Origin of the sequence: Massilia solisilvae (assembly GCF_024753215.1) — a bacterium.
Classification (GTDB): domain Bacteria; phylum Pseudomonadota; class Gammaproteobacteria; order Burkholderiales; family Burkholderiaceae_D; genus Telluria; species Telluria solisilvae.
Genome location: NZ_JANUGV010000004.1, coordinates 265,466 through 290,687, shown reverse-complemented (window position 1 = coordinate 290,687; position 25,222 = coordinate 265,466). Strand labels below are relative to the sequence as shown.

Here is a 25,222-nt window from a genome sequence, read left to right as displayed (position 1 = left end):
CACTCTGTAAAGCGCCCTATAATACCAACGATGAACCCATCCAATCTGACAATTCTCGTTCTTTATTACTCGCGCCATGGCGCCACCCGCAAGCTGGCCGAGTACATCGCCCAAGGGATCGAGAGCGTGCCGGGAACCCAGGCGCGCCTGCGCACCGTGCCGGCCGTGTCCACGGTGACCGAAGCAACCGAGCCCGACATCCCGCGCAGCGGCAGCCCCTACGTGGAATTGCAGGACCTGGCCGATTGCGCGGCGCTTGCGCTTGGTTCGCCCACGCGCTTCGGCAACATGGCCGCCGCGCTCAAGTACTTCCTTGACGGCACCGCCACCGAATGGGTCTCGGGCACGCTGGCCGGCAAGCCGGCCGCCGTGTTCACGTCCACTGGCAGCCTGCACGGCGGCCAGGAAGCAACACTGTTGTCGATGATGATCCCGCTGCTCCACCACGGCATGCTGGTGATGGGCCTGCCCTACACCCATCCCGAGTTGATGAACACCGGCAGCGGCGGCAGCCCCTACGGCGCAACCCATTGGGCCGGTATTGACGGTGACAAGCCGGTCACGGAAGATGAGAAGACATTGGCCATCGCGCTTGGTCGCCGTCTGGCGATGGCTGCGGTGAAATTGCGCGGAACACAGTGATGGAAAACCAGAAGTTCTTTCACGCCGGTGCGATTGCCAGCCTGGTCGCACTGATATTCTGGCTCGTGGCCTGGGAAATGGTCGTCGCGCCTATCCACGCGGGCGGTTCGCTGCTCGCCCTGAAGGTATTGCCACTGCTGATCCCGCTGCGCGGCGTGCTCAAGCGCGAGCTGTACACGCTGCAGTGGTCGTCGATGGTGATCCTGCTGTATTTTGCCGAAGGCGCCGTGCGCGCCTGGGCCGACGTGGCCGAGATGTCCCGCTTCATGGCCTGGGGCGAGATTGTCCTGTCGGTCGCGTATTTCGCGTGCGCCCTGCTGTACCTGCGGCCGTACAAAAAAGCGGCCAAGAAACTGGCCAAGGAGTTGCTGGATAAAGTGAAAGTACCGCATGACTGATGCCTTCCTCGAGCGCTGCCGCCAACTGATCGGCGCGTCCCATGTCCTGACCTCGCATGCCGACATGGCGTCCTACCTGACCGACTGGCGCGGCCGCTTCACCGGCCGCGCGCGCGCCGTCCTGCGCCCGGCCAGCGCCGCCGAGGTGGCGCAACTGGTGCAGGCCTGCGGCGAATTCCGGGTGCCGTTGGTGCCGCAAGGCGGCAAGACGGGCCTGGTGCTTGGCAGCGTGCCGGACGACAGCGGGCTCGAAGTGGTGCTCTCGCTCACCCGCCTGAACCGCATCGTCCACATCGACACCGCCAACCGGACCATGCTGGTGCAGGCCGGCTGCATCCTGCAGCAGATCCAGGAGGCGGCCGAGGAAGCGGGCCTGCTGTTCCCGCTGTCGCTGGCCGCCGAGGGCAGCTGCACGATCGGCGGCAACCTGTCCACCAATGCCGGCGGCACGGCGGTGCTGCGCTACGGGAACACGCGCGAGCTGTGCCTGGGCCTGGAAGTGGTCACCGCCCAGGGCGAGGTGTGGGACGGGCTGCGCGGCCTGCGCAAGGACAATACCGGTTACGACCTGCGCGACCTGTTCATTGGCGCAGAAGGCACGCTCGGGGTCATCACCGCCGCCGTCCTCAAGCTGTATCCGCAGCCGAAGGCGACCATCACCGCGCTGGTGGCGCTGGGCTCGCCGCGACGCGCCCTCGAATTGCTGTCGCTGGCGCAGGACTACTGTGGCGCCAGCCTGACCGCGTACGAATTGATGTCCGACGTGTGCCTACGGCTGGTGGCTCGCCATTTCCCGCACCTGCCGCGCCCGTTCGCCCAGGAGCACGCGCAGTACGCGCTGCTCGAAGTGTCCAGCAACGAATCCGAGGAACACGCCATCGGCTTGCTCGAGGGGGCGATCGGCGACGCGCTCGAACAAGGGATCATCGACGACGCCGTGGTCGCCACCTCGCTGGCGCAGTCGCGCGCGCTGTGGAATATTCGCGAGCACATTCCGCTGGCGCAGGCGGCCGACGGCAAGAACCTCAAGCACGACGTGTCGCTGCCGATCTCGCGCATTGCCGACTTCATCGACCAGACCGCGGCCCAGCTGCAGCAGGCCTTCCCCGGCTGCCAGCTGGTGTGCTTCGGCCACCTGGGCGACGGCAACCTGCACTACAACGTGGCCCCGGCCGAGGGACAGTCGCACGACGACTTCCTCGCTCACCAGGCGGCGGTCAGCCGGATCGTCCATGACAGCGTGCATGTTTTCGGCGGGTCAATATCCGCCGAACACGGGATTGGCGCACTCAAGCGGAGCGACCTGACGCGCTACAAGTCAGCCGTCGAATTGAACATGATGCGTGCCATCAAAACCGCACTCGATCCGCTCGGCATTATGAACCCTGGCAAAATTCTTTGACCAGGGGATGACCATGTTCCGATTCCCACGCGTCCCGGCGCAATGTCCGGCCTGAGCCTCCTGTCGCGCTGGCTGCTGCTGGGCGAGTGGCGCGCGCATCCGGTGCGCGCACTGCTGGCCATTGCCGCGATCGCGGTCGGCGTTGCCATGGGCTTTGCCATCCACCTGATCAACGCTGCCGCGTTCAACGAGTTCTCGGCCGCGGTCAAGAGCCTGGCCGGGCAGGCCGACCTGCAGGTGTCCGGGCGCGAAGCGCTGTTCGACGAATCGGTCTATCCGCGGCTGGCCACGCACCAGGGGGTCGCCATGGCCTCGCCCGTGCTGGAAGTGGCGGCCCCGGTCCCCGAGGCCAAGGGCACGCTCAAGGTGGTTGGCGTGGACCCGTTCCGTGCCGGCTTCGTCGAGCCTGGCCTGATCGGCAACCCGGCCAGCGGGCAGCAAACGGACGTGATCGCGGACGACGCGATCTTCCTTTCGCCCGCCGCGCAGGCATGGCTGGGCGCGCGTCCCGGCGCCACCGTCGCCCCGCGCGCGGGCACGCAGCCGGTGCGCCTGCGCGTCGCCGGCACGGTGCAGGCGCGTGCCGGGCAGCGCCTGGGCGTGATGGATATCGGCGCCGCGCAATGGCGCTTCAACCGCGTCGGACAACTGTCGCGCATCGACCTGAAGCTGCGCGCCGGCGTGAACCGGGCGGCGTTTGAACGCGCATTGGCGGCGGAGCTGGAGCAGGCGTATCCGGGGCGCTTTCGTGTCGGCCAACCTAACGACGAACAACAGCAGAGCCGCACCAACAACATGAGCCGGGCGTATCGGGTCAACCTGACGGTGCTTGCGCTCGTGGCCCTGTTCACCGGCGCGTTCCTGGTGTTCTCGACGCAGGCCCTGTCGGTGCTGCGCCGGCGCAGTCAGTTCGCGCTGCTGCGCGTGCTCGGGCTCGAACGCCGGCGCCTGCTGCGCCAGGTGCTGGTCGAAGGCGCCACCCTGGGCGTGATCGGTTCCCTGTGCGGCATCGGCGCGGGCTATGCGCTGGCGGCGGCTGCGCTGCGCTTTTTTGGCGGCGACCTGGGCGCCGGCTACTTCCCGGGCGTGCAGCCGCAGGTGACGTTCTCTCCGGTGGCGGCGGCCGTGTTCTTCGCGCTGGGCCTGGGCGTGGCGCTGCTCGGCTGCCTTGCCCCGGCACTGGAAGCGGCGCGCGCCCGGCCCGCGGTGGCGCTCAAGGCAGGAAATGACGAGGCGCCGCTGGCGCGCCTGTCGCGCGTCTGGCCCGCGCTCGTCTGCCTGGCCTGCGCCGCCGCGTTCACGTTCGCCCCGCCGGTGTTCGAGCTGCCGCTGTTCGGCTACTTTGCCATTGCGCTGCTGCTGGTGGGCGGCATCGGCCTGATGCCGCGCCTGGCTGCCACCGCGTTCCATCTGCTGGACCGCCAGGTGCAAAAGAATCCAGCGCGCGTGCCGATCCTGACGCTTGCCCTGGCGCGGCTGGCCAATGCCCCGGGCCAGGCCTCGATCGCCCTGGGCGGCGTGCTGGCCAGCTTCAGCCTCATGGTCGCAATGGGCATCATGGTCGCCAGTTTCCGCGTGTCCGTGGACGACTGGATGGTGCACATCCTGCCCGCCGACCTGTACCTGCGCAGCGCGCAAGGCGGCAACACCAGCGGGCTGTCCGCCGCCCAGCAGCAGGCGCTTGCGCAACTGCCGGGCGTCCAGCAGATTCAGTTCCTGCGCACGCGCCCGGTCTCGCTGCAGGCCGACCGGCCCGACGTGACCCTGGTCGCGCGCGACCTCGACCCGCGCGAGCCGGGCAAGCTGCTGGCGCTGATCGGCCCCGAGGCCGGCGTGCCGACGGGGGACCGTCCGGCCTGGGTGTCCGAGGCCATGCAAGACCTGTACAAGGTACACCCGGGCAGCCGCATCTCGATACCGCTTGGCGGCGCGCCGCGCCAGTTCTTCGTGGCCGGCGTGTGGCGCGACTACGCCAACCAGTCCGGCTCGGTCGTCATACGCCTGGCCGACTATCGCGCGCTGACCGGCGACCGCGAAGTGACCGACGCGGCCATGTGGGCCCAGCCAGGCACCAGTGCCGAGCAGCTGGCGCAGTCGATCCGCGCCCTGCCCTTCGGCCCCGCGCTCACGCTGGCACAGCCCGGCGAGATCCGCGCGATCAGCCTGAAAATCTTCGACCGCAGCTTTGCCGTCACCTACCTGCTGGAGGCGATCGCGATCGCCATCGGCCTGTCCGGCGTGGCCGCCACCTTCTCGGCCCAGACGCTCGCGCGTGCGCGGGAATTCGGCATGCTGCGCCACGTCGGCGTCACCCGCGCCCAGGTGCTGCGCATCCTCGCGTTCGAGGGCGGCTTCCTCACCTCGCTGGGCGTACTGTGCGGCTTTGCGCTGGGCCTGTTCATCAGCCTGATCCTCGTGTTCGTCGTCAACCCGCAGTCCTTCCACTGGACCATGCAGCTGCACCTGCCCTGGCCGCTGATCGGCACCGTGGCCGCCGTGCTGGTGGTGGCGTCCATCCTGACCGCGTTGGCGTCCGGCCGCTACGCGCTGTCCGGCGGCCCGGTGCGGGCCGTGAGGGAGGACTGGTGACAAGGTTGCTGCTTCTGTGGCTGCTGCTGGCCGCCGCGTGCTGCCAGGCCGCGCCGCCCACGTTCACGCCCGTCACGCCGGGCCGTACCCTCGTCTTCCCGGCCGACTTTGGCGCGCACCCTGAATTTCGCACCGAGTGGTGGTATGTGACCGGCTGGCTGCGTACGCCGGACGGCAAGCCGCTCGGCTTCCAGGTCACGTTTTTCCGCAGCCGCACCGGCAACGACCAAGCCAACCCGAGCGCGTTCGCGGCCAAACAGCTCATCATCGGCCACGCGGCGCTGTCCGATCCGGCGCTCGGCCACCTGCTGCACGACGAGCGCAGCGCGCGCGAGGGCTTTGGCCTTGCGTGGGCGCGCACCGGCACCACCGACGTCAGGCTCGACGACTGGACGATGGTGCGCGCGGCCGATGGCAGCTACCGCGTGTCGGTGCATGCGCGCGAGCTGGCGTTCGATTTGCGTCTCGAGCCAGGCCAGCCGGTGCTGCTGCAGGGCGAACGCGGCTTCTCGCAAAAGGGCCGGGCGCCGCGCAACGCCAGCTATTACTACAGCCAGCCGCAGCTCAAGGTGAGCGGGTCGGCATCACGCCGCTCCGGTGCCGCCGTTGCGGTGACCGGCACCGCCTGGCTGGACCACGAATGGTCGAGCGAAGCGTTGCAAGAAGACGCTGCCGGGTGGGACTGGCTGGGCGCCAACCTCGACGACGGCAGCGCCCTGATGGCGTTCCAGATCCGCGCGAAACGGGGTGGTACACTGTGGGCGCACGCAACCGTGCGCAACGCCGCGGGCGCGGTGGCACAATACGCGGCGGACCAGGTTCGCTTCACCCCGCAAGCGCGCTGGACATCCCCGCGCACCGGCGCCGTGTACCCGGTCGCCACCGACCTGGCGCTGGGCGGCACCACCTGGCAGCTGCGCCCCCTGCAGCAGGACCAGGAACTCGACTCCCGCCGCTCGACTGGCGCCGTGTACTGGGAAGGCGCGGTCAACGTGCTGAAGGACGGCGTGCCCGCCGGCCACGGCTATCTCGAAATGACCGGCTACGTCGCGCCGCTCAAGCTTTGAAACGAACAACAGAACAACGCGTAAACACATGACCGACAGCTCCACCAGCACCGAGCCATCCCGTAAAGGCAGCCTTGCCGCTTTCCGCGGCCTGTTCCCGTTCCTTCGCCCGTACCGGCGCCAGTTCATCATGGCCGGCATCGCGCTGGTGGTCGCAGCCGCTGCCACGCTGGCGATCCCCTACGCATTCAAGCAAATGATCGACCTGGGCTTCGGCGCCTCCGCCGGGGCCAGGAGCATCAAGCACGTGGACGCCACCTTCCTGGCGCTGTTCGCGGTCGCGACCGTGCTCGCGCTGGCGACCGCTGCGCGCTACTTCACGGTGTCCTGGCTGGGAGAACGCGTCACCGCCGACCTGCGCGAAGCGGTGTACCGCCACGTGGTCCAGCAAAGCCCCGAGTTCTTCGAGACCACGCAGACCGGCGAGGTGCTGTCACGCCTGACGACCGACACCACCCTGATCCAGAGCGTGGTCGGCAGCAGCATCTCGGTGGCCCTGCGCAACGCCCTGCTGTTCCTCGGCGGCCTTGCAATGCTGTTCGTGACCAGCGTGAAGCTCTCGTCCATCATTCTGGGCCTGTTGGTGCTGGTGGTGGTGCCGATCGTGTTCTTCGGCCGCCGGGTGCGCAAGCTCTCGCGCGATTCGCAGGACCGCATCGCCGACGCCTCGGCACTGGCCGGCGAGATGCTCAACGCCGTGCCCACCGTACAAGCTTTCACTCACGAGCGCATCGAGGCCGACCGCTTCGGCCGCTCGGTCGAGGGCGCATTCCACACCGCGATGCGCCGCATCCGTGCGCGTGCTTTCCTGACCATGCTGGCCATCGTGCTGGTGTTCGGCACCATCGTGTTCGTACTGTGGCTGGGCGCGCACGCCGTGCTCTCGGGCGACATGACCGGCGGCGACCTTGGCCAGTTCATCCTGTACGCGTCCATCGTGGCCGGCTCGATCGGCGCGCTGTCCGAGGTGATGGGCGAAGCGCAGCGCGCCGCCGGCGCCACCGAGCGCCTGCTCGAACTGCTGGCCGCGCGCTCCGAGATCCAGAACCCGGCGCATGCCAGGCCGCTGCCGCAGCGCACCGCAGGCGGCGCAGCGGTGGCGCTGGCGGACGTGAGCTTTTCGTACCCGTCGCGCCCGGACACCGCCGCGCTGGCGCACCTGAACCTGTCGATCCGCCCCGGCGAAACGGTGGCTGTGGTCGGCCCCTCGGGCGCCGGCAAGAGCACGCTGTTCCAGCTGCTGCTGCGCTTTTACGATCCGCAGGCGGGCGCCATTGCGCTGGACGGCGTGGACATCCGCGACCTCGACCTGCACACGCTGCGCGGCGCAATCGGCATCGTGCCGCAAGATACCGTCATCTTCTCGGCCGATGCGATGGAGAACATCCGCTATGGCCGCCCGGAGGCGAGCGACGACGAAGTGATCGCCGCGGCGAAGATGGCGGCTGCGCACGAGTTCATCGAACGCCTGCCGCAGGGCTACCGCTCGTTCCTGGGCGAGCGCGGCGTGCGCCTGTCCGGCGGCCAGCGGCAGCGCATCGCGATTGCGCGCGCCCTGCTCAAGAACCCGCCGCTGCTGTTGCTGGACGAAGCGACCAGCGCGCTGGACGCCGAGTCCGAGCGGCTGGTGCAGGCCGCGCTGGAAGCGGCGATGGTCGGACGCACCACCCTCATCATCGCGCACCGCCTGGCCACCGTGCAGCGGGCCGACCGCATCATCGTCATGGAGGACGGCCGCATCGTCGAAACCGGCACCCACGCCTCGCTGGTTGCGCTGGGCGGCGTGTACGCCAACCTGGCCGCACTACAGTTCCACCACCTGCAGGCCGCGCCCAGCGAGACCCAAGCCTAGCCGCCTTTCGCCGTCCGCCGCTTCGGTGTACAGTGGCGGCGGGCCGCGCTGGCCCGTTTGCCAAGGAGAGCGTTTTGACCGACCAAGAACTGCTGGCACGCTGCCACACCGTCTTTACCAGCCACCGCGCCCGCCGTCCGGCCGAAATGTTTGCCGCCATGGGAGAGTGGTGCGAGGCCAACGGAGTCGAGCATGATGTGTATGGCGCGGGTGAGCTGATCGAGTCGTTCGAGCGCAAGGTGGCCGCGCTGCTGGGCTTCGAGGCGGCGGTGTTCTGCGTGAGCGGCACCATGACCCAGGTTACCGCGCTGCGGCTGGCCTGCCAGGACCGTGGCCGCCCGCTGGTCGCGCTGCACCCGACCTCCCACATCATTGTGCACGAGCGCTCGAACTACCAGCTTCTCGGCCACTTCAACGCGCTGCAGGTGGGTGACCGCAATCGCCCGTGGACGGTGTGCGACCTGCAGTCGGTTCCCGACCGCCTTGGCGCGGTGGCGCTCGAGATCCCGATGCGCGAGATCGGCGGCCAGATCACACCGTGGTACGAGCTAGAGGCGATCAAGGCCTACTGCCGCGAGCGGGGCACGCACCTGCACATGGACGGCGCGCGCCTGTGGGAAGCGCAGGCCGGCTACGGCAAGACTGCGGCGCAGATCGCGGCCGGCTTCGATTCGGTGTACGTGTCGCTGTACAAGGGCATCGGCGGCCTTGGCGGCGCCATGCTGGCCGGCAGCCGCGAATTCGTCGCCCGTGCCTCGGAGTGGATGAAGCGCCAGGGCGGCAATGTGATACACCGTTCGCCGTACGTGGTGGCCGCGGCGATGCAGTTCGACGAGCGCCTGGCCGCCATGCCGGCTTACTTCGAGCGCACCAAATTCCTGTACGAGGCGCTGCGCGCGCATCCCGAGATCCGCGTCAACCCGGCCGAGCCGCAGGCCAACATGCTGCACCTGCACCTGCCGGTCAGCCGCGAGCGCGCGCTGGCGATCCGCAACCAGCTCGCCGAAGAAAACGGCATCTGGATGTTCAACCGCGCCGCGCATGGGGTGCTGCCGGACACCAGCTACGTGGAGCTCTACATCGGCGACAACATGCTCGGCCTGTCGAACCAGCAGGTGCGTGACGGCCTGGCGCTGTTTGCGCAGGCCCTCGCCGCTTGAGCGGCTGGGTTAAAATCGCAATTTGTCCTTACATAGTCCAACACGATGCGCCAATACCTCGACTTCATGCGCCATGTGAAAGAGCATGGCGCGGTCAAGACCGACCGCACCGGCACCGGCACGCGCTCGGTGTTCGGCTACCAGATGCGCTTCAATCTCGCCGAAGGCTTCCCGCTGGTGACCACCAAGAAGGTGCACCTGAAGTCGGTGATCCACGAGCTCTTGTGGTTCCTGGCCGGCTCCACCAACATCGCCTACCTGAAGGAAAACGGCGTCTCCATCTGGGACGAGTGGGCCGACGCGAACGGTGAACTCGGCCCGATCTACGGTTACCAGTGGCGCAGCTGGCCTGCCCCCAACGGCGAGCATATCGACCAGATCGCGCAGGTGATGGACCAAATCAGGAACAACCCAGATTCGCGCCGCATGATCGTCTCGGCCTGGAACGTGGCGGACGTGCCCAAGATGAAGCTGCCGCCCTGCCACGCGATGTTCCAGTTTTACGTCGCCGACGGCAAGCTCTCGTGCCAGCTGTACCAGCGCAGCGCCGACATCTTCCTTGGCGTGCCGTTCAACATCGCGTCCTACGCCCTGCTTACCCACATGATGGCGCAGCAGGCGGGCCTGGACGTTGGCGACTTCGTCTGGACTGGCGGCGACTGCCACCTGTACGCCAACCACATGGAGCAGGTGGACCTGCAGCTGTCGCGCGCGCCGCTGCCGCTGCCGCAGCTGCTTATCAAGCGCAAGCCGGACTCGCTGTTCGACTACAAATTCGAGGATTTCGAGGTGACGGGCTACGAGCCGCATCCCGGGATCAAGGCACCGGTGGCAGTGTGATGGCACAGATCACTCTCGTCGTGGCGATGGATGCCCAGCGCGGCATTGGCATCGACAACAAACTGCCCTGGCACCTGCCCGAAGACCTGGCGCACTTCAAGCGCGTCACGCTCGGCCACCCGATCATCATGGGCCGCAAGACCTTCGATTCGATCGGCCGCCCGCTGCCCAAGCGCCGCAATATCGTCGTGACCCGCAATGCAGGCTGGAGCCACGAAGGCGTCGAGGTCGCGCACTCGCTGGCGCAGGCGGTGGCAATGGCGGGCGAAGAACCGGCCAGCATCATCGGCGGCGCACAGATTTTTATCGAATCGCTGGCGCTCGCAAACCGCATGATCGTCACCGAGATCGACCACGTCTTCCGCTGCGATACGTTTTTCCCGGCGATCGATCCCGCCCAATGGGTCGAGACCGCACGCGAGCGCCACCATTCCGAAGCCAATGGCTTCGACTATTCGTTTGTCACCTACGAGAAGAGAAAGTAAACAGGAATGTCCGGACACGGTTTTCACGTACATGGACCGCATGACCACGCGGTCGAACACGTCGCCCACGGCAGCGACAACTTCTCCAACAAGATCGCGGTAATGACCGCGGTGCTGGCCACGGTGGGCGCGCTGTTCGGCTACCTGGGCGGCGCCACGCAGAACGACGCGGCGCTTTTCAAGAACAACGCGGCAATCGACAAGACCACCGCGGCCAACGCCTGGAACTACTACCAGGCCAAGTCGAACAAGCAGAATCTGGCCGAGCTGGCATCCAGCCTGCCGGGCGTGGACCAGGCCAGGTACAAGGCCGACGTGGCGCGCTACCAGTCCGAGAAAGGCGACATCAAGAAGGACGCGGAAAAGTGGGAAGCCTCGTCGGATGAGTGGAACAAGAAGTCCGAGGAGGCGATGCACCGCCACCACCAGTGGGCGCTGGCGACCACCGCCGAGCAGATCGCGATTTCGCTGGCGGCCATCACCCTGCTCACGCGCCGCCGCTGGCTGCTGAACGCGACCTATGTGGTGGCGATCATCGGCTTTGCGCTGGGGGCGTTCGCGGCCCTGCATGTCGATCCGCTGGGGGCGCTGTTTGCGGGAGGGGCGGCGCACCACTAACACCATGCTTGCACCCTCACCCTCGACACGTCATCCCGGCGAAGGCCGGGATCCATACTGAGTGTCCGACGGCGCACAGGACCGGTTAAATGCAAACTCAGCATGGGTCCCGGCTTCCGCCGGGACGACGTTTTAAGGGTAGCGATGTTTCGTGAAGGACAACGGTGCGCCATTCCAATGCCTGTCTAGCTAACCTAACAAAAAAATTTCCACCGAACTGCTGATTTTCTGCGAAAATCCGCTTCTTATTTTTCGGTGCCGTGCGTGGTGGCCGCTCCTTGACGGGGTTGGCCGCTCCCACGGCGCTTCGCATTGGAGCTGTCCATGAAATTTCGTTTCCCGATCGTCATCATTGACGAGGATTTCCGTTCCGAGAACACGTCCGGCCTGGGCATCCGCGCGCTGGCCGCCGCGATGGAGAAGGAAGGCATGGAAGTGCTGGGCCTGACCAGCTACGGCGACCTGTCGCAGTTCGCCCAGCAGCAGTCGCGCGCCGCGGCCTTCGTGCTGTCGATCGACGACGAGGAATTCGGCGAAGGCTCGCTCGAGGAGACCAATTTCGCCCTCGCGGCCCTGCGCGCGTTCGTCGAGGAGATCCGCTACAAGAACTCTGACATTCCGATCTACATCTACGGCGAGACCCGCACCAGCCGCCACCTGCCCAACGACATCCTGAAGGAGCTGCACGGCTTCATCCACATGTTCGAGGACACGCCGGAGTTCCAGGCGCGCCACATCATCCGCGAAGCGAAAGCCTACCTGGACAGCCTGGCGCCGCCGTTCTTCCGCGCACTGGTCAACTACGCCAACGACGGCTCGTACTCGTGGCACTGCCCGGGCCACTCGGGCGGTGTGGCATTCCTGAAGTCGCCGATCGGCCAGATGTTCCACCAGTTCTTTGGCGAGAACATGCTGCGCGCCGACGTCTGCAACGCGGTCGAGGAACTGGGCCAGCTGCTCGACCACACCGGCCCGGTGGCGCGCTCGGAGCGTAATGCCGCCCGCATCTACAACGCCGACCACTGCTACTTCGTCACCAACGGCACCTCGACCTCGAACAAGATGGTCTGGCACTCGACCGTGGCGCCGGGCGACATCGTGGTGGTGGACCGCAACTGCCACAAGTCGATCCTGCACTCGATCATCATGTGCGGCGCGATCCCCGTGTTCCTGATGCCGACCAGGAACCACCTGGGCATCATCGGCCCGATCCCGCTGGAAGAATTCAGCCCTGAATCGATCCGCCGCAAGATCGAGGCCAATCCGTTCGCGCGCGAAGCGAAGAACAAGAAGCCGCGCATCCTCACCATCACCCAATCGACCTATGACGGCGTGGTGTACAACGTGGAGGTGCTGCGCGAGCTGCTGGACGGCGAGATCGACACCCTGCACTTCGACGAAGCCTGGCTGCCGCACGCGACCTTCCACGACTTCTACAAGAACATGCACGCGATCGGCAACGACCGCCCGCGCCCGAAACAGTCGATGATCTTCTCGACCCAGTCCACCCACAAGCTGCTGGCCGGCCTGTCGCAGGCCTCGCAGGTGCTGGTGCGCGAGTCCGAGAGCGTGAAGCTCGACCAGGACGCCTTCAACGAGGCCTACCTGATGCACACCTCGACCTCGCCGCAGTACTCGATCATCGCCTCGTGCGACGTGGCCGCTGCAATGATGGAAGCGCCGGGCGGCACCGCGCTGGTCGAGGAATCGATCCTGGAAGCGCTCGACTTCCGCCGCGCCATGAAGAAGGTGGACGAGGAATGGGGCCAGGACTGGTGGTTCAAGGTCTGGGGCCCGGACACCTTCAGCGAAGAAGGCATCGGCACCCAGGAAGACTGGATGATCCGCGCCGAGGACGACTGGCACGGCTTCGGCAAGCTGGCGCCGAACTTCAACATGCTCGACCCGATCAAGGCGACCGTGGTGAACCCGGGCCTGGCGCTGGACGGCAGCTTTGCAGAGACCGGCATCCCGGCCTCGATCGTGACCAAGTACCTGGCCGAACACGGCGTGATCATCGAGAAGTGCGGGCTGTACTCGTTCTTCATCATGTTCACCATCGGGATCACCAAGGGCCGCTGGAACACGCTGGTGACTGCGCTGCAGCAGTTCAAGGACGATTACGACAAGAACACCCCGATGTGGCGTGTGATGCCCGAGTTCGCGGCCGCGTTCCCGCGCTACGAGGCCTGGGGCCTGCGCGACCTGTGCCAGGCGATCCACGACTTCTACAAGCAGTATGACGTGGCGCGCCTGACCACCGAGATGTATTTGTCGGACATGGTGCCGGCGATGAAGCCGTCGGACGCCTTTGCCAAGATGGCGCACCGCGAGATCGAGCGCGTGGCGATCGACGAGCTGGAAGGCCGCATCACCGCGATCCTGCTCACGCCCTACCCGCCGGGCATTCCGCTGTTGATCCCGGGCGAGCGCTTCAACAAGACGATCGTGGACTACCTGCGCTTCGCACGCGACTTCAACGAGCGCTTCCCGGGCTTCGAGACCGACGTGCACGGCCTGGTCAAGCGCGTGGTGGACGGCAAGCTGGGCTACTTCGTCGACTGCGTCAAACAATGACGTAGGGTGGGCGGGTTTCCCGCCCACGCGTTCGAACTTGCCGGGATTGGCCTGACCATGTGCCGGAGCCGGTTGAACGCGTGGGCAGGAAACCTGCCCGCCCTACAGCCAGCTGCCGATGCAAACAAAAAGGGAGCCAGCGGCTCCCTTTTTTTCATATGCCGCCAGCCGTCAGGCTTTCGGCAGCGTCACCCCATGCTGGCCCTGGTACTTGCCGCCACGGTCCTTGTACGAGGTTTCGCAGACCTCGTCGCTTTCGAAGAACAGCACCTGCGCGCAGCCTTCGCCCGCATAGATCTTGGCCGGCAGCGGCGTGGTGTTCGAAAATTCCAGCGTCACGTAGCCTTCCCACTCGGGCTCGAACGGCGTCACGTTCACGATGATGCCGCAGCGCGCGTACGTCGATTTGCCCAGGCAGACCGTCAGCACATTACGTGGAATGCGGAAGTACTCGATGGTGCGCGCCAGCGCGAACGAGTTCGGCGGGATGATGCACACGTCGCTCTTCACATCGACGAACGAGTTCGAGTCGAAGTTCTTCGGATCGACGATGGTGCTGTTGATGTTCGTGAAAACCTTGAATTCGTCGGCACAGCGGATATCGTAGCCGTACGAGGAGGTGCCGTAGGAAATGATGCGGCGGCCGTCGGTCTCGCGCACCTGGCCCGGCGAAAACGGCGCGATCATGCCGTGTTCGAGTGCCATGCGGCGGATCCATTTGTCGCTTTTAATAGTCATCGGGGCGTCCTGGGAGAGCGGTAAATCCCCGCGATTTTACGCGAAAAAGCAGCCTGCGGCGTAAAAGTCTCTACGATCGGCCGAGCAGCCGGGCGGCCATCCGCTCGGTCTCACGCGCCGTGACCAGGGGCGACTCCATCGGATACAGGTGTCCGCCTTCGATCATCGCGATGTTCTGGCCAACCAGCTTGCGCGTGGAGCCAAAGCCCGCCTGCCGCATCTCCTCCGAGCGCGTGCCGCCGATAAAGCCCACTGGCACCGGGAACGGCTTCTTCAGCAGCGCGCCCATGTCGTGCGGGAGCGTGTTGTAAATGCCGGTTTCGACTTCCCGATTGAAGCGCAGCTGCACGCCCTCCGGATGCGGGATCAACCCGTTGTCCAGGTAATCCGCCAGCACACCGGGCGCCCACGCGGCGAACACCTGCTTGGAGGCGAAGTGCTGGTACGCGGCCGCGGCGTCCGGCCAGACCGTGCGGCGGCGCTCCGAGAAGCGCGCGGGCGAGAGCTTGTTGGCCCAGCCGCGCTGCTTGGCCAGGCGCCACAACACGGCGCGCCAGCCGGCCACCACCGGGGAATCGAGCATGACCACGCAGCGTGCCAGGTCCGGACGCTGGGCTGCGGCCAGCAGGCTCAGGATGCCGCCCAGCGAATGCCCGACGAGGATCGCCGGTTGGCCGTGCTGTTCGAGCTGCGCAACCAGTTCCGCGGTCAGCGCGCGCCAGCCGTCGTCAACCGGGTATTCCGGGTCATGCCCATGCATGTCGAACGCGCGCACGTCGAACTGCCCGTCGAGCGCGTCGAACAGTTGTCGATAGGTGCCGGCCGGGTAGCTGTTGGCGTGGCTGAAATGGAGCAGCGGCTTGGTCATGGATGCTGGTGCCAAAAACACAAGTGGCCATTCTAATGCGAGAAGCGGCGTGCGATTAGAGGGAAGCCACTACGGGCTGTCGTACCAGTAGCGGCGGTGCTCGCGCCGGTATTCGCGCACCGTCACCTGATCGCCAAAGGCGAGCATGACCGCGCCGGATTCGTCGGTGCGCAGGCGCCGGATGCCCATCGCGCCGTAGCGCTCGAACACCTGCTGCTTCGGGTGATGGTAGCGATTGCGATAGCCCACCTGGAACAGGCCTATTGAAGGGTGCACCGACTCCAGGAACGGCGCCGTCGACGAGGTGCCGCTGCCGTGATGCGGCGCGAGCAGCACGTCCGCTGCGAGCATCCCCGCCGCATGCGACACCAGCGCGGCCTCCTGCGCCGCTTCGATGTCGCCGGCCATGAGCAGGCTGCGGCGCGGCCCTGCAACGCGCAACGTGCAACTGCGCGCGTTCGCTTTCAGACCGAAGTCGGCATAGCTTGCTGCGCTGGGCTGGAGCATCTGGAACTCGATGCCGTCCCAGTTCCAACGCTGGCCCGCCGCGCAGTGCACGTGCTGCGGCGCGGCCCGGGCGATGGCGCTGCCCGGCGAGAGCGACGATGCGACCCATTTGACGCGCACTGCCTGCAGCAAGGCCAGTGCTCCGCCCGAATGGTCGGTGTCGCTGTGCGAGATCACCATCGCGTCGATCGCGCCGATCCCGCGCGCGCGCAGGTAGGGAGCGATCACACGGTTGCCGCCATTCGCATCGAGCGCGTACGCCGGACCGGTATCGTAGAGCAGCCGGTGATGCTGCGTCTCGACCAGCAAGGCCATCCCCTGCCCCACGTCGAAGGTGGTCACGCTGAACTCGCCGGCGCCGGGATGCGTCGGCGCCTGCGCGAGCAGCGGCAGCCAGGCGCACGCGCCGGCCCAGCGGTGCGGCCAGCCGCGGGGCGCCAGCATCCACAGCGTACCGGCGAGCGCAAGGCCAAACAGCCAGGCCGGCGGCTGCGGCGCCGTCCACACCGCAAGCGGCTGCGCGCCAAGCCAGGAAAGCAGGCGTGCGAGCAGCTCGATGGCGCTGTGCGCGACGGCCAGTAGCCACCCGCACAGCGGCTCGGGCAGCAGCGCGCCGGCGAGCGACAGCGGCGTCACCACGAAGCTCACCAGCGGAATCGCCACCGCGTTGGCCAAGGGGCTGACCAGCGACACCTGGCCGAACAGCAGCATCGTCAGCGGCACCAGGCCAAGCGTCACCGCAAACTGCGTACGCAAGGCAGCGCGCAGCGCGCCGCGCCAGCCCGACTCCGGTTCGCCGATGCGGCCCACGCTGGCATACAGGATCACCGCCACAGCGCCGAACGACAGCCAGAACCCCGGCCACAGCATCGCCCACGGATCGAGCAGCACGACCACGCCAAGGGCCGCGCACAGCACGTGCGACACGCTCGCGATGCGGCCGAACCACAGCGCGAGCGCCACCACGGCCAGCATGTAGAGCGTGCGCTGCGCAGGCACACCGAAGCCGGCGAGCAGCACGTACAGCAGTGCGACACCGGCGCCAGCCACCGCCGCCACCTTCTGCGCCGGCAGCAGCAGCGGCAGCTGCGCGCGCGTGAAGAACGACCTGCGCCACAATGTCGCGACACCGAGCGCAAACAGGCCCGCGACCATCGTGATATGCAAGCCCGAAATGGAAATCAGGTGACTGATGCCGGTACGGTTGAAGACAACCCAGTCGGACTGGTCGATGCCGCGCTGGTCGCCAATCACGAGCGCCACGATCACGCCAGCGTATTCCTTGCCCGGCAGTGCGCGCAGGATGCGTTCGCGCAGGCCAAAGCGGGCACGCTCGACCGCGTTGCCTGGCGTGGCAACGAAGGCATCGAGCCGCCGGTTGGCCTCGCCCGCCGGCCGCACATAACCGGTGGCGCGCACGCACTGTTCCAGCAACCAGGCCTCGTAGTCGAAGCCGTACGGATTGGCGTTCCCGTGGGGGCGCTGCAGGCGCACGGTGAGCCGCCAGCGCTCGCCGGGCAGCACCTCGGCCGCGCTCCCGCCGCGCAGTCCGTCATACCACGACAGCGCCACGAGCGGCGGCACCCGCCGGCCGCTGCCCTCGGTGCGCTCGACCCTGAAGTTGAAGCGTGCGCCCTGCTCGAATCGGTTCGGCAGGCTGTCGACGGTGCCAACGACCGTGAAGTCACGGCCCTCATCCTCGTGCGCGAGCCCGCTGCCCAGCGCCAGTCCGGCAACCAGCGCCGCCCAGCAAAAGCCCAGAAGCGCGCCAGCCAATGCTGCACGCAGCGGACCGCGCAGGGCGACAGCCAGCACAAGCGCCAGCGCCATACAAGCCATCAGCACGGCATGGCCCGGCAGGTCGGCGCAGGTCTGCAGCAGCCACGCGCCGGCGACAAAACCGAGGATCGCACAGCGCATCAGTCCTCCGTTCTGGTACGAGCGCCGCGCAGCAGGCCCCGGTTCAAGGCTGACGGGAAGCGAGGGCGTCCGCCGGCAGCCTGCTGGCGGGCCCCGACTGTCGCAGGCGAATGCTCGACGAAATCGCGTCCCATAGCGCCAGCACGCTGTCTTGTGCAAGGCTCGATTGCACGGGCTTTCCGCCAGCGCGTGGATTGCGTCCGGTCTCCATTTCCAGGTGCAGGAATGGGGCGTGGACATCCGTCTCGTTTCCCGCCATCTCCCAGTCCAGGCCGAATCCCGTACTCAAGTTCAGCTCGGTCACCTTGACCGCCACCTCCTCCCCGGACAGTCCATTGATCGATCGCTTTCCTTCCCGCAGGGTCTTGAAGGCCGCACGCATCCACAGCGGTTCCCGTGCCGCCGCCCGCGCACTGCGCTCCAATAGTCCGTGGCGCGGCTTGGTGCCCGCCATGGTCGAAAAGGCGATGACCACATCGGGATGGCCAGGAATGTCCACGAAGATACTTGTGCTTTCCCCTTGGTCGGCCACCAGCGGATCGACAAACATTCCCTCGCCAAAGCAGAAGCCTGGTTCGGCGGGGATGGCGCCGGGGGCAACGCGCCGCAGCTGGCCGATCAGCTTTGGCAGGTTTCCGATCAGTTGCGGGTTGTAATCGTCCGCGATCAGGTCAAAGCTCAAGCCATCGGCATGCAGGTGCGCTTCGAGCGCGACGCCTTCCAGCACCTGGCGCTTGCCAAAGTCCATGGTGTAGCTTGCGTTGCGGCCGAAGACGAACATCTTGCCGTCGAAACCGTTGACGTGGATCCGCGTCGCCGATTCGAGGTTCTTGCGCCGCAGCTCGTTCGGCTTGGCCTCGATCTCGGCCTGGCGCGCCGCGACGCGGGTCCGGAATGCGTCGCTTGTCTCGGGAAATGCGTTGACGTGAAAGCCATCGATGAAGGTTTGGCTGCGCGACAGCCGCACGTCCTCCGGCAGGTCGATCAGGAAGCGGCCGACGCAAATCGTCTTCGTTTTGCCGGCAAGTAGCGCTTCCCGATGCCCGCCGGATGGCCCGGGCAAGGCGAAGACGGCGCCGAGCAGCAAGCCAAGCAAGATCAGCGAACCCAACACCTTCATCATTGGCTTCACGGCAATCACGCACACCTCCAGGCAAGCAGATCATCAGGTTTTCGACCCCGGGCCACCAGGTTCTCCCGGACCGGCCCCAGGCACGTCGCCCGGCGCGTCGGCGTGCCGCAGGAGCTGCCAGTTGCTGCGGCGCCGGATGATGGGCGGACTGGCTGCCTGCTTCGCAAACACGCCCGTCGGCAGCTGGAAGGTGGCTGCCGGGAGCAGCGTGCCACTGGCGAACCAGCGCGTTCCGTCCAGCGCCGCCGATTCCTCGCAGCGCCACCAACCGCTTGCCGGGCACGGCTCGCCCGTCTTCACGTAGGTGCCGGGCGGCGTATTCGCGCCAGCGCCCGCCGGCGGCACGCCGCCGGTCTGCAGCGCGTCCGCGCGCGGCACTTCCGCCTGTTCCAGATGTGGCGATGCCTGCGCGCGCGACGCCGTTCGCCGGTCGGCCAGCTTCCAGATAGTTGGCGTGCTTGCCTCGAAACTTGGCTGGATGCCGCGCACTTTCTCCCAGACCGTTGGGGGGGGCAACAACAGCGCCTGCGGCATGCGCTGCCCCTTCTTCAGGTATTGGCGCTGGCCACCCAGTACCCGTACGCCATTGCCCCCTTCGCTGCACTGCCACCAGCCGCTCTGCGGGCAGGTTTCCCCGGCGCGGGCGTTCGTTCCAAGTTGCGCACCCGGGGCGGGGGTGGGCGCAACCGGTATCGGCGTGGTGGGCCGCAACCGGACGCTGGCGGAAATCTTGTCCCACAGTTGCACCAGCGCCGATTCGGTCAGGCTCGATTGCACCGGCTTTCCGCCGGCATGGGGATTCAGGCCGGTCTGCAGCTCCAGGTTAAGCAAGGGCGCGTGCACGTCGTCTTCCTTGCCAAACATCTCCCATTCAAAGCTGAAGGTGGTGGCGAAATTGAGCTCGGTCGCCTTTTCGACCAGCTCCTCGCCACGCAAGCCATTGATGACGCGCCCGCCTTCGCGCAGGGTGCGCACCGGCAGCCGCATCAACAGCGGGAGCGACTCGTTCGCGGCGGCGTTGCGCGCCAGGAGTGGCCGGGAGGGTTTTACGCCGGCGGTGGAATCGAACACGATCGCCAGGTCGGGATGCCCCGGCAGTCCGGCAAACAGGGTCGCGCGCTCGGTCGGGTCGTGATGCGGATCCTGGACGATGGCGTGGCCGACGCAAAATCCCGGCCGCGCCGGCAGCTCGTCGTCACCGCGCACGGCGATTTTTTCGAACAATTTGAGCATGGCGCCGGCAAGGGCCGGATCGTAATTCTCTGTACTGAAGTGGAAGCTCACGCCATCGCCGTGCAGGAATCCTTCCACCGCCACCGCCTCGACGTGACGTTCCTTCGCGTTCTCGGTCCAGTCGGCGCGCCATCTGCCAAACACAAACATCTTGCCGTTGAACGCCCCGCTGCGGTAAGTCTTGACCAGCTCGAGATTCTTCTTGCCGAGCTTGTTCATCTGGCCCGCGATTTCGGTTTCGCGTGCAGCCACCCGCCGCGTGAACTCGCCGTCGTCTTCCAGCCGTGTCCAGAGGTGGAAGCCGTCAATGAAGGCCGGCCCGTAGCTGACGGTGGCATTGGCGGGAAGATCGATCAGGAATCGGCCAAGACAAAACGTTTTCATCTTCTCAGTCATCTTCGCCACCCTATAGCGATCATGGATGCCTTGCATGGCCAGCACGTCGGCCATCAGGAAGAACGCCACCCCCAGCAGAACCTGTAGTGGAAGCAAAAAGCCGGAGCGACGCTTCATTTCAGGCTCTGTACGATCTTCGCAATCAGGTATTGCGTGAGCAGGATCACGTCCTCGTGCTGGAAGCTGCCCTGATGACTGTAGCCCTGCATCCGGAATGCCTGCAGCACGCCCGCGGCTGCGCCCGCGCCGGACTGGTACGGGACGGTGTCGTCGCCGGCTGCGTCCTGCAGCCATGGACGAAAGCGCAACGGAAAGCGTCCTTCCACCTGGACCTCCCTGGTCCCATCCGGAAAGCAGTGGCTCAGCCGGGCCTGCTTGAGGTTGTTGTCCGTGATGACGAGGTTCTGCCCGCTTGGCTCCGCGGCCACCCAGCGGATCTGGCCGAACGACCGATGTTCCTCGTCCGCGCCATAATAGGCATAGGTCCGGGGATGGTAATAAGGCTTCGGTTTCGCGCCGGACGTCGCGGCGGCCGGTGCCGGTTGCGCCGCGCCCTCGCTGCTACCGGCGGCTGGCCCGTCCGCCAACACGGATCGGTGAAATTGCTCCGCAGTGCCGATCGCCTTGCTGATCATCGCCGACACCCCGCCGGGCAAGCGCGCGTAATCCTTGGCCGGGTCGGCCAACGAGGGATCGATCATCCTGTACCAGCTTTGCGTGTCGCGGTAAAAGTCGTACGGGTTGCCCTGCGGCAGATTGAGCACCTCACGGTATTGCTCCGTCTTGTTCACCGTCCGCACCGTCTTCACGCTCAACCAGGGCGCCGGATAATACTGGTTGGGCAACAGTTCCAGCACGCCGGGCGACACGGCCATGACCGGCGTGGTCTCCTCCGCCGTGCGCCCCGCGATCACGGCGAATAGTTCGTCGGGAACATTGTCCCCAAGATCACGATTGAAGCGGCCGCCTTCCGTGCCGCAGGCGATGCGCCGGTATGCCACCGGCGCGCCATAGGCCGGCATCACCCCGTGGATCACGCCCAGCACCTGCGCCGGAATCTGTTTGGCGCAGGCGCGCGCCACCAGGCCGCCCATCGAATGGCTCACGAGGATCACGTGCTTGCAGGTCCAGTTCCCGACATTCCATTCCTTGATGATGGCAAGGACCCGCTCCCGCAGCCGGTCGGCCGAAACGGCGCACGACTGCAGCCAGTTGTACCCCACGGCATACACGGGAAAGTAGTGGGCGGCATGCACCATCAGCTCATCCTCTGTCAATGGCGCGATATTGCGCACGCCCCAGCGCGAGGGCGCGCAGCCGATGACCTTGCGCCAGTGCGGCAAGATCTTCCTTTGCTGGCCGGACTGCTCGAAGGTGGTGTTCAGCTCCTCCTGCAGGCGCGCCAGCAAGGCGCCGTAAGAGCCAACGTGTACTTCGCCCCAGCCCTGCTGCCGCATTTGCGCTTCCTTCAAGGACGATTCCGGCAGGTCGCCGCTGCGGTCCACGTCGAGCAGCGCCGGGCTCAGGATTTTTTGCCGCTGGATCGGATCGCGCCGCAGCCACCGGCGCACTTCGGTAATTCCCTGCACCAGGCCGTTGGGCGGGCGCCATGCGGCTTCGCCCGGCTTGAGGTCGAACTGGTTCGTCACCACGGCATTGGGGCGCACCTTGAGGTTGCTACCCATGATTCCGGGAACGAAGATGACGGGGATTACCTTCTCGGGAGGAACCCGCAACAGGCCGCGTACCTTGAATGCCCTGGGTGTGGCGACCGAGTGCGCGACAAGGCTGCCATCCCTGGTGTCGATGGTTGGCGGTGGCAACGGCCTGGTCGGTTCCGTCATGTCACCCCTCGCTTGAAGAGCCTTTGTCGTCCCTTGGCAGCAGACGAAACTCGATGTCCCCGATCGCGTAGGATTGGAGGATACTGGTCCTGCCCTCCTCGTCCGTCACGCCCTCGATGGTGGTGCCATCCTCGTGTTTGGCAATGTAGCGCCGGCCCCGCGCCGGCAAGCCGGTTTGCCAGTCCACGGCGATGATGCGCTCGTCGGTTTCCAGGCTGGTCTCGGGCGCCGCCGCCACCTCCGGACTGCCGGCTGTTCCCGTGATCATTTGAAAGTGGGCGGCCTCCAGCCGTTGTTCGTGCGAACTCTTCTGCAGGATGGTTCCCGCCGTCCACGTGGTCTGGGCGCCGTCGCCAACGATCCGGACGAAGGGCGCCTGGATCGAAATGCCCTTGGTGGCGATCAGGCTGATCTCGTCCGCGGATTTGACTTCGACCTTTCCCTTATGCGTCTGAAACACCACGTCGCCCTTTGCGGCCACGAACCGCATGCCCAGCTCGTGCACGAACAGCGACAGGCTGCGCGCGGCCCTGAGGAACAGGTTGCGGCCCGTGGACAGCTCGGTGTCGCCGACCGACACCACGTCGATCTTGGTTTGCGCGCCGAGCGCCAGATTGTCGTTGCTGCCCAGGATGATGCCGCCGGGCGCGGCTCCCGCGAGAATCGGCTGGCGCGCCTCGCCAACCGGCGCACCGTCCGGTGACAGGTTGGTTCCCTCATGCCAGCGCCTGAGCTTGTCGACCAGTTCGGCCAGCCGTGGCTGGCTTTCCTCGTCTTCCGTGTGCGCGACCGCCAGGCGCGAAAGCTCGTCGAGCATGCCCTGCATGAGTTCAGCAAGGCCGGTCAGGTGGCCGCGTTCCAGCTGGTCCGACATGGCGTGGCGCGCCGGGTGCGCGCTGAGCAGCACGCCCTTCCCGCCGCGCACGGCCACCGCCTCGTCGCTGCGCAGTTCGGCCCCCTCGCCACGCGGCTCGCCGTGGCCGTTGGCCTTGGGCTCGGTCAGCCAGCCCAGGTTCAGCTCGGACGCGGCGTGGTCGCTCGCCACCTGGGCGCTGATCTGGCCGCGGGTGTCGTCGAAACGCAGCTGGTTGCCGCGCGCGCCGCCCACCTCGCGGCTGCGCGCGCCGGACAGGTAGCGGTTGCCCGGCAAGTCGCCGGCTTTCGACAGTGCCGGCGGCACGGCACGCTGGTTGAACAGCTGCGAAATGATGACCGGCTTGTCCGGGTCGCCGCCCAGGAACGCCACCAGCACCTCGGTGCCAATACGCGGCAGGCCGAGCGTGCCGCACTGCTGCTGGCTGCCCGGCCCGTTGCCGGCCCAGTTGGACGCCACCCGCACCCACGCCGAATCGGCCGGCGAGTTCGAGGCGCCGGCGCCGTGCGCGTGCTTGTGGTCCTCTTCGCGCATGCCAGGAAAGCGGATCTTGACCCGGCCCAGCGGATCGCAATGCACCTCTTCGTTGGGCGGCCCGACCACCAGCGCGCTTTGCAGCTGCGGGTGCGGCAGGTCGCTGCGCGGGTCGAACGCCGGCACCACCGGCACGCCGCGCCGCACTGCGGTGAAGCTGACGCGCACCCGCATCTGGCCGTCGTCCGCCACCGTGGCGCCGCCGGCGCCGTCGATCCAGTGGTTGCGCCTTAACAGCGCATCCACGCGCTCGGACAAGTCCCTGGGCAGGTTGTTCTGCGCCGACAGCCGCACCTCGGTCAGCACGAAGTCGCGCTCGGCCGCCGGATGGGTGTCGATTTCCGGATGCCCCGTCAGCGAAAAATATTCGCCCGCGCAGAAATCGCGCACGCTGCCCTCGCCGTGGAAGCACTTGGTCTGGAATTCGTGCCGGTTCATGCGCAGCTGGCCAAGCCGCCAGTGATCCTCGATGTCGTTGCCGGCGTGCGGCATTTCGACGAGGTAGTCGTCCAGCGTGGCCGCCAGCTGGTTGCCGCTGGCGCCCTGGTCGGCCATGCCGCGCGCGGTCGCCAGCATGAAGTGGCCGCCAGACGGGTTCTTGTAGTCCCAGCTGTGGCGCGTGGTGCTGCCCGGCTGCAGCTGGCGCGCCGCGCTCCAGGTGGTGATGGTGTCGCGCTTTTCGGTGGCGCCGTCGCGGTGGTAGCGCACGGCGCCGGCCGCGTTCTGCGGCAGGCTGGTGGCGTCGTTGAACAGGACCAGCGTATGCGCGGGAACCAGGTCGTGCGCCGGATCGACCGCGGTATTGCGGCTGCGGCCCGCCCGGAACACCCACGCCACGCCGCGCCGCTTGAGCAGGCGCCGTACGAACGCCGCGTCCGACTCGTTGTGCTGCATCACCTGCTCGCGCGGCGGGAACTGGCGCATGTCGAACGGCGGGTCGAGCTCGTACTCGAAGGCGCCCGCCAGCACCGAATTGGAATGACGCCACTCGTCGAACAGCACCTGGACGATCTCGAGTTCGTTCTGGTAGCGGAAGACACGGCTGTTGGTGCGCTTTTCCATGATCGACAGCGCGTCACGCAGCACCAGCTGGTAGGTGGCCAGCCCGCCATCGAAGTCGCCGGCCCTGGCCTCGGTAACGATGCCGCACACGCTGCGCAGCTGCCCACGGTCGGTCACGATCTGGATTTCGGCCGGCAGCGCGATCAGCTCCTTGAGCGGCAGCGCCGGGCTGCTGGCAACGCACGACACCCGGTACTCGATGCCGCCGCAGATCGACTCGCCACCCTCCACGCGCTGCGGCAGCAGCACGTCGTCGGACAGCTGGTCCGAGTGCGCAAGGCGCAGTCGAAGCTGGCGGTGTGCGGTGCTCAGGGATTGCTCGTGTTGCAGCACCCGCAGGAACTCGGCCGTGCTCTCCAAAGCTCGCTCCTGATGTTGTCTTCAAGTGTATTTCGAAGCAACCATGGTGACACGTATACCGCAGAGCTCAGTTGCGGTCCGTCAGCATTGCCGACCTGAACCAAATGGCAAGGATGTGGTCGCC

General features: G+C 66.7%; 18 protein-coding genes. 11 read left to right on the top strand and 7 right to left on the bottom strand.

Features of this window, described 5'->3' with window-relative positions; all coding sequences use genetic code 11:
• Nucleotides 1-30 precede the first annotated feature (30 nt).
• The 11 genes from wrbA (at nucleotide 31) to NX773_RS16235 (ending at nucleotide 13,630) form a co-directional block, all read left to right on the top strand.
• Nucleotides 31-642, top strand: a complete 612-nt coding sequence (gene wrbA / locus NX773_RS16285) for an NAD(P)H:quinone oxidoreductase (RefSeq protein WP_258857369.1) — start codon at nucleotides 31-33, stop codon at nucleotides 640-642.
• A complete protein-coding gene (locus NX773_RS16280) occupies nucleotides 642-1,040 on the top strand; it encodes a DUF2069 domain-containing protein (RefSeq protein WP_258857368.1) in 399 nt (132 codons plus the stop codon). Before wrbA ends, NX773_RS16280 begins: the two co-directional genes overlap by 1 nt.
• Nucleotides 1,033-2,442, top strand: a complete 1,410-nt coding sequence (locus NX773_RS16275; protein WP_258857367.1) for an FAD-binding oxidoreductase — start codon at nucleotides 1,033-1,035, stop codon at nucleotides 2,440-2,442. The genes NX773_RS16280 and NX773_RS16275 overlap by 8 nt, the downstream gene beginning before the upstream one ends.
• A 42-nt stretch (nucleotides 2,443-2,484) precedes the next feature.
• Nucleotides 2,485-5,031, top strand: a complete 2,547-nt coding sequence (locus NX773_RS16270; RefSeq protein ID WP_258857366.1) for an ABC transporter permease — start codon at nucleotides 2,485-2,487, stop codon at nucleotides 5,029-5,031.
• Entirely contained in the window at nucleotides 5,028-6,098 is a 1,071-nt protein-coding gene (locus NX773_RS16265; RefSeq protein ID WP_258857365.1) for a lipocalin-like domain-containing protein, read from the top strand. The genes NX773_RS16270 and NX773_RS16265 overlap by 4 nt, the downstream gene beginning before the upstream one ends.
• Before the next feature lie 28 nt (nucleotides 6,099-6,126).
• On the top strand, nucleotides 6,127-7,950 hold the full coding sequence (locus NX773_RS16260; RefSeq protein WP_258857364.1) for an ABC transporter transmembrane domain-containing protein: 1,824 nt from the start codon (nucleotides 6,127-6,129) through the stop codon (nucleotides 7,948-7,950).
• A gap of 74 nt (nucleotides 7,951-8,024) precedes the next feature.
• Nucleotides 8,025-9,110, top strand: a complete 1,086-nt coding sequence (locus NX773_RS16255; protein WP_258857363.1) for a threonine aldolase family protein — start codon at nucleotides 8,025-8,027, stop codon at nucleotides 9,108-9,110.
• A gap of 45 nt (nucleotides 9,111-9,155) precedes the next feature.
• A complete protein-coding gene (locus NX773_RS16250) occupies nucleotides 9,156-9,950 on the top strand; it encodes a thymidylate synthase (protein ID WP_258857362.1) in 795 nt (264 codons plus the stop codon).
• Nucleotides 9,950-10,435, top strand: a complete 486-nt coding sequence (locus tag NX773_RS16245) for a dihydrofolate reductase (protein WP_258857361.1) — start codon at nucleotides 9,950-9,952, stop codon at nucleotides 10,433-10,435. The genes NX773_RS16250 and NX773_RS16245 overlap by 1 nt, the downstream gene beginning before the upstream one ends.
• A 6-nt stretch (nucleotides 10,436-10,441) precedes the next feature.
• Complete coding sequence (locus tag NX773_RS16240) at nucleotides 10,442-11,053, top strand: DUF4337 domain-containing protein (RefSeq protein ID WP_258857360.1); 612 nt, start codon at nucleotides 10,442-10,444, stop codon at nucleotides 11,051-11,053.
• Nucleotides 11,054-11,377: 324 nt separating this feature from the next.
• Entirely contained in the window at nucleotides 11,378-13,630 is a 2,253-nt protein-coding gene (locus NX773_RS16235) for an arginine/lysine/ornithine decarboxylase (RefSeq protein WP_258857359.1), read from the top strand.
• A 171-nt stretch (nucleotides 13,631-13,801) separates the two neighbouring features.
• Here the strand turns inward: NX773_RS16235 and dcd are convergent, their stop codons facing one another.
• The 7 genes from dcd to NX773_RS16200 all read right to left on the bottom strand — a co-directional run bounded on the left by dcd (nucleotide 13,802) and on the right by NX773_RS16200 (nucleotide 25,098).
• A complete protein-coding gene (gene dcd / locus NX773_RS16230; RefSeq protein ID WP_258857358.1) occupies nucleotides 13,802-14,368 on the bottom strand; it encodes a dCTP deaminase in 567 nt (188 codons plus the stop codon).
• 70 nt (nucleotides 14,369-14,438) lie between these two features.
• On the bottom strand, nucleotides 14,439-15,236 hold the full coding sequence (locus NX773_RS16225; protein ID WP_258857357.1) for an alpha/beta hydrolase: 798 nt from the start codon (nucleotides 15,234-15,236) through the stop codon (nucleotides 14,439-14,441).
• 69 nt (nucleotides 15,237-15,305) lie between these two features.
• Nucleotides 15,306-17,663: a DNA internalization-related competence protein ComEC/Rec2 gene (locus NX773_RS16220; protein ID WP_258857356.1), complete on the bottom strand. Its 2,358-nt coding sequence runs from the start codon at nucleotides 17,661-17,663 to the stop codon at nucleotides 15,306-15,308.
• A 43-nt stretch (nucleotides 17,664-17,706) separates the two neighbouring features.
• A complete protein-coding gene (locus NX773_RS16215) occupies nucleotides 17,707-18,804 on the bottom strand; it encodes a T6SS immunity protein Tli4 family protein (protein ID WP_258857355.1) in 1,098 nt (365 codons plus the stop codon).
• Nucleotides 18,805-18,828: 24 nt separating this feature from the next.
• On the bottom strand, nucleotides 18,829-20,541 hold the full coding sequence (locus NX773_RS16210; protein WP_258857354.1) for a T6SS immunity protein Tli4 family protein: 1,713 nt from the start codon (nucleotides 20,539-20,541) through the stop codon (nucleotides 18,829-18,831).
• Nucleotides 20,538-22,268 carry an esterase/lipase family protein gene (locus NX773_RS16205; RefSeq protein WP_258857353.1) on the bottom strand — a complete coding sequence of 577 codons (1,731 nt, stop codon included), beginning with the start codon at nucleotides 22,266-22,268 and terminating at the stop codon, nucleotides 20,538-20,540. Before NX773_RS16205 ends, NX773_RS16210 begins: the two co-directional genes overlap by 4 nt.
• Before the next feature lies 1 nt (nucleotide 22,269).
• Nucleotides 22,270-25,098, bottom strand: coding sequence for a type VI secretion system Vgr family protein (locus NX773_RS16200; RefSeq protein WP_258857352.1), 2,829 nt, complete (start codon nucleotides 25,096-25,098; stop codon nucleotides 22,270-22,272).
• Nucleotides 25,099-25,222 lie beyond the last annotated feature (124 nt).

Coding starts and splice junctions, on each gene's coding strand:
- wrbA (WP_258857369.1), top strand. CDS start 31: ATGAACCCATCCAATCTGACAATTCTCGTTCTTTATTACTCGCGCCAT.
- NX773_RS16280 (WP_258857368.1), top strand. CDS start 642: ATGGAAAACCAGAAGTTCTTTCACGCCGGTGCGATTGCCAGCCTGGTC.
- NX773_RS16275 (WP_258857367.1), top strand. CDS start 1,033: ATGACTGATGCCTTCCTCGAGCGCTGCCGCCAACTGATCGGCGCGTCC.
- NX773_RS16270 (WP_258857366.1), top strand. CDS start 2,485: ATGTCCGGCCTGAGCCTCCTGTCGCGCTGGCTGCTGCTGGGCGAGTGG.
- NX773_RS16260 (WP_258857364.1), top strand. CDS start 6,127: ATGACCGACAGCTCCACCAGCACCGAGCCATCCCGTAAAGGCAGCCTT.
- NX773_RS16250 (WP_258857362.1), top strand. CDS start 9,156: ATGCGCCAATACCTCGACTTCATGCGCCATGTGAAAGAGCATGGCGCG.
- NX773_RS16245 (WP_258857361.1), top strand. CDS start 9,950: ATGGCACAGATCACTCTCGTCGTGGCGATGGATGCCCAGCGCGGCATT.
- NX773_RS16240 (WP_258857360.1), top strand. CDS start 10,442: ATGTCCGGACACGGTTTTCACGTACATGGACCGCATGACCACGCGGTC.
- NX773_RS16235 (WP_258857359.1), top strand. CDS start 11,378: ATGAAATTTCGTTTCCCGATCGTCATCATTGACGAGGATTTCCGTTCC.
- dcd (WP_258857358.1), bottom strand. CDS start 14,368: ATGACTATTAAAAGCGACAAATGGATCCGCCGCATGGCACTCGAACAC.
- NX773_RS16225 (WP_258857357.1), bottom strand. CDS start 15,236: ATGACCAAGCCGCTGCTCCATTTCAGCCACGCCAACAGCTACCCGGCC.
- NX773_RS16220 (WP_258857356.1), bottom strand. CDS start 17,663: ATGCGCTGTGCGATCCTCGGTTTTGTCGCCGGCGCGTGGCTGCTGCAG.
- NX773_RS16210 (WP_258857354.1), bottom strand. CDS start 20,541: ATGAAGCGTCGCTCCGGCTTTTTGCTTCCACTACAGGTTCTGCTGGGG.
- NX773_RS16205 (WP_258857353.1), bottom strand. CDS start 22,268: ATGACGGAACCGACCAGGCCGTTGCCACCGCCAACCATCGACACCAGG.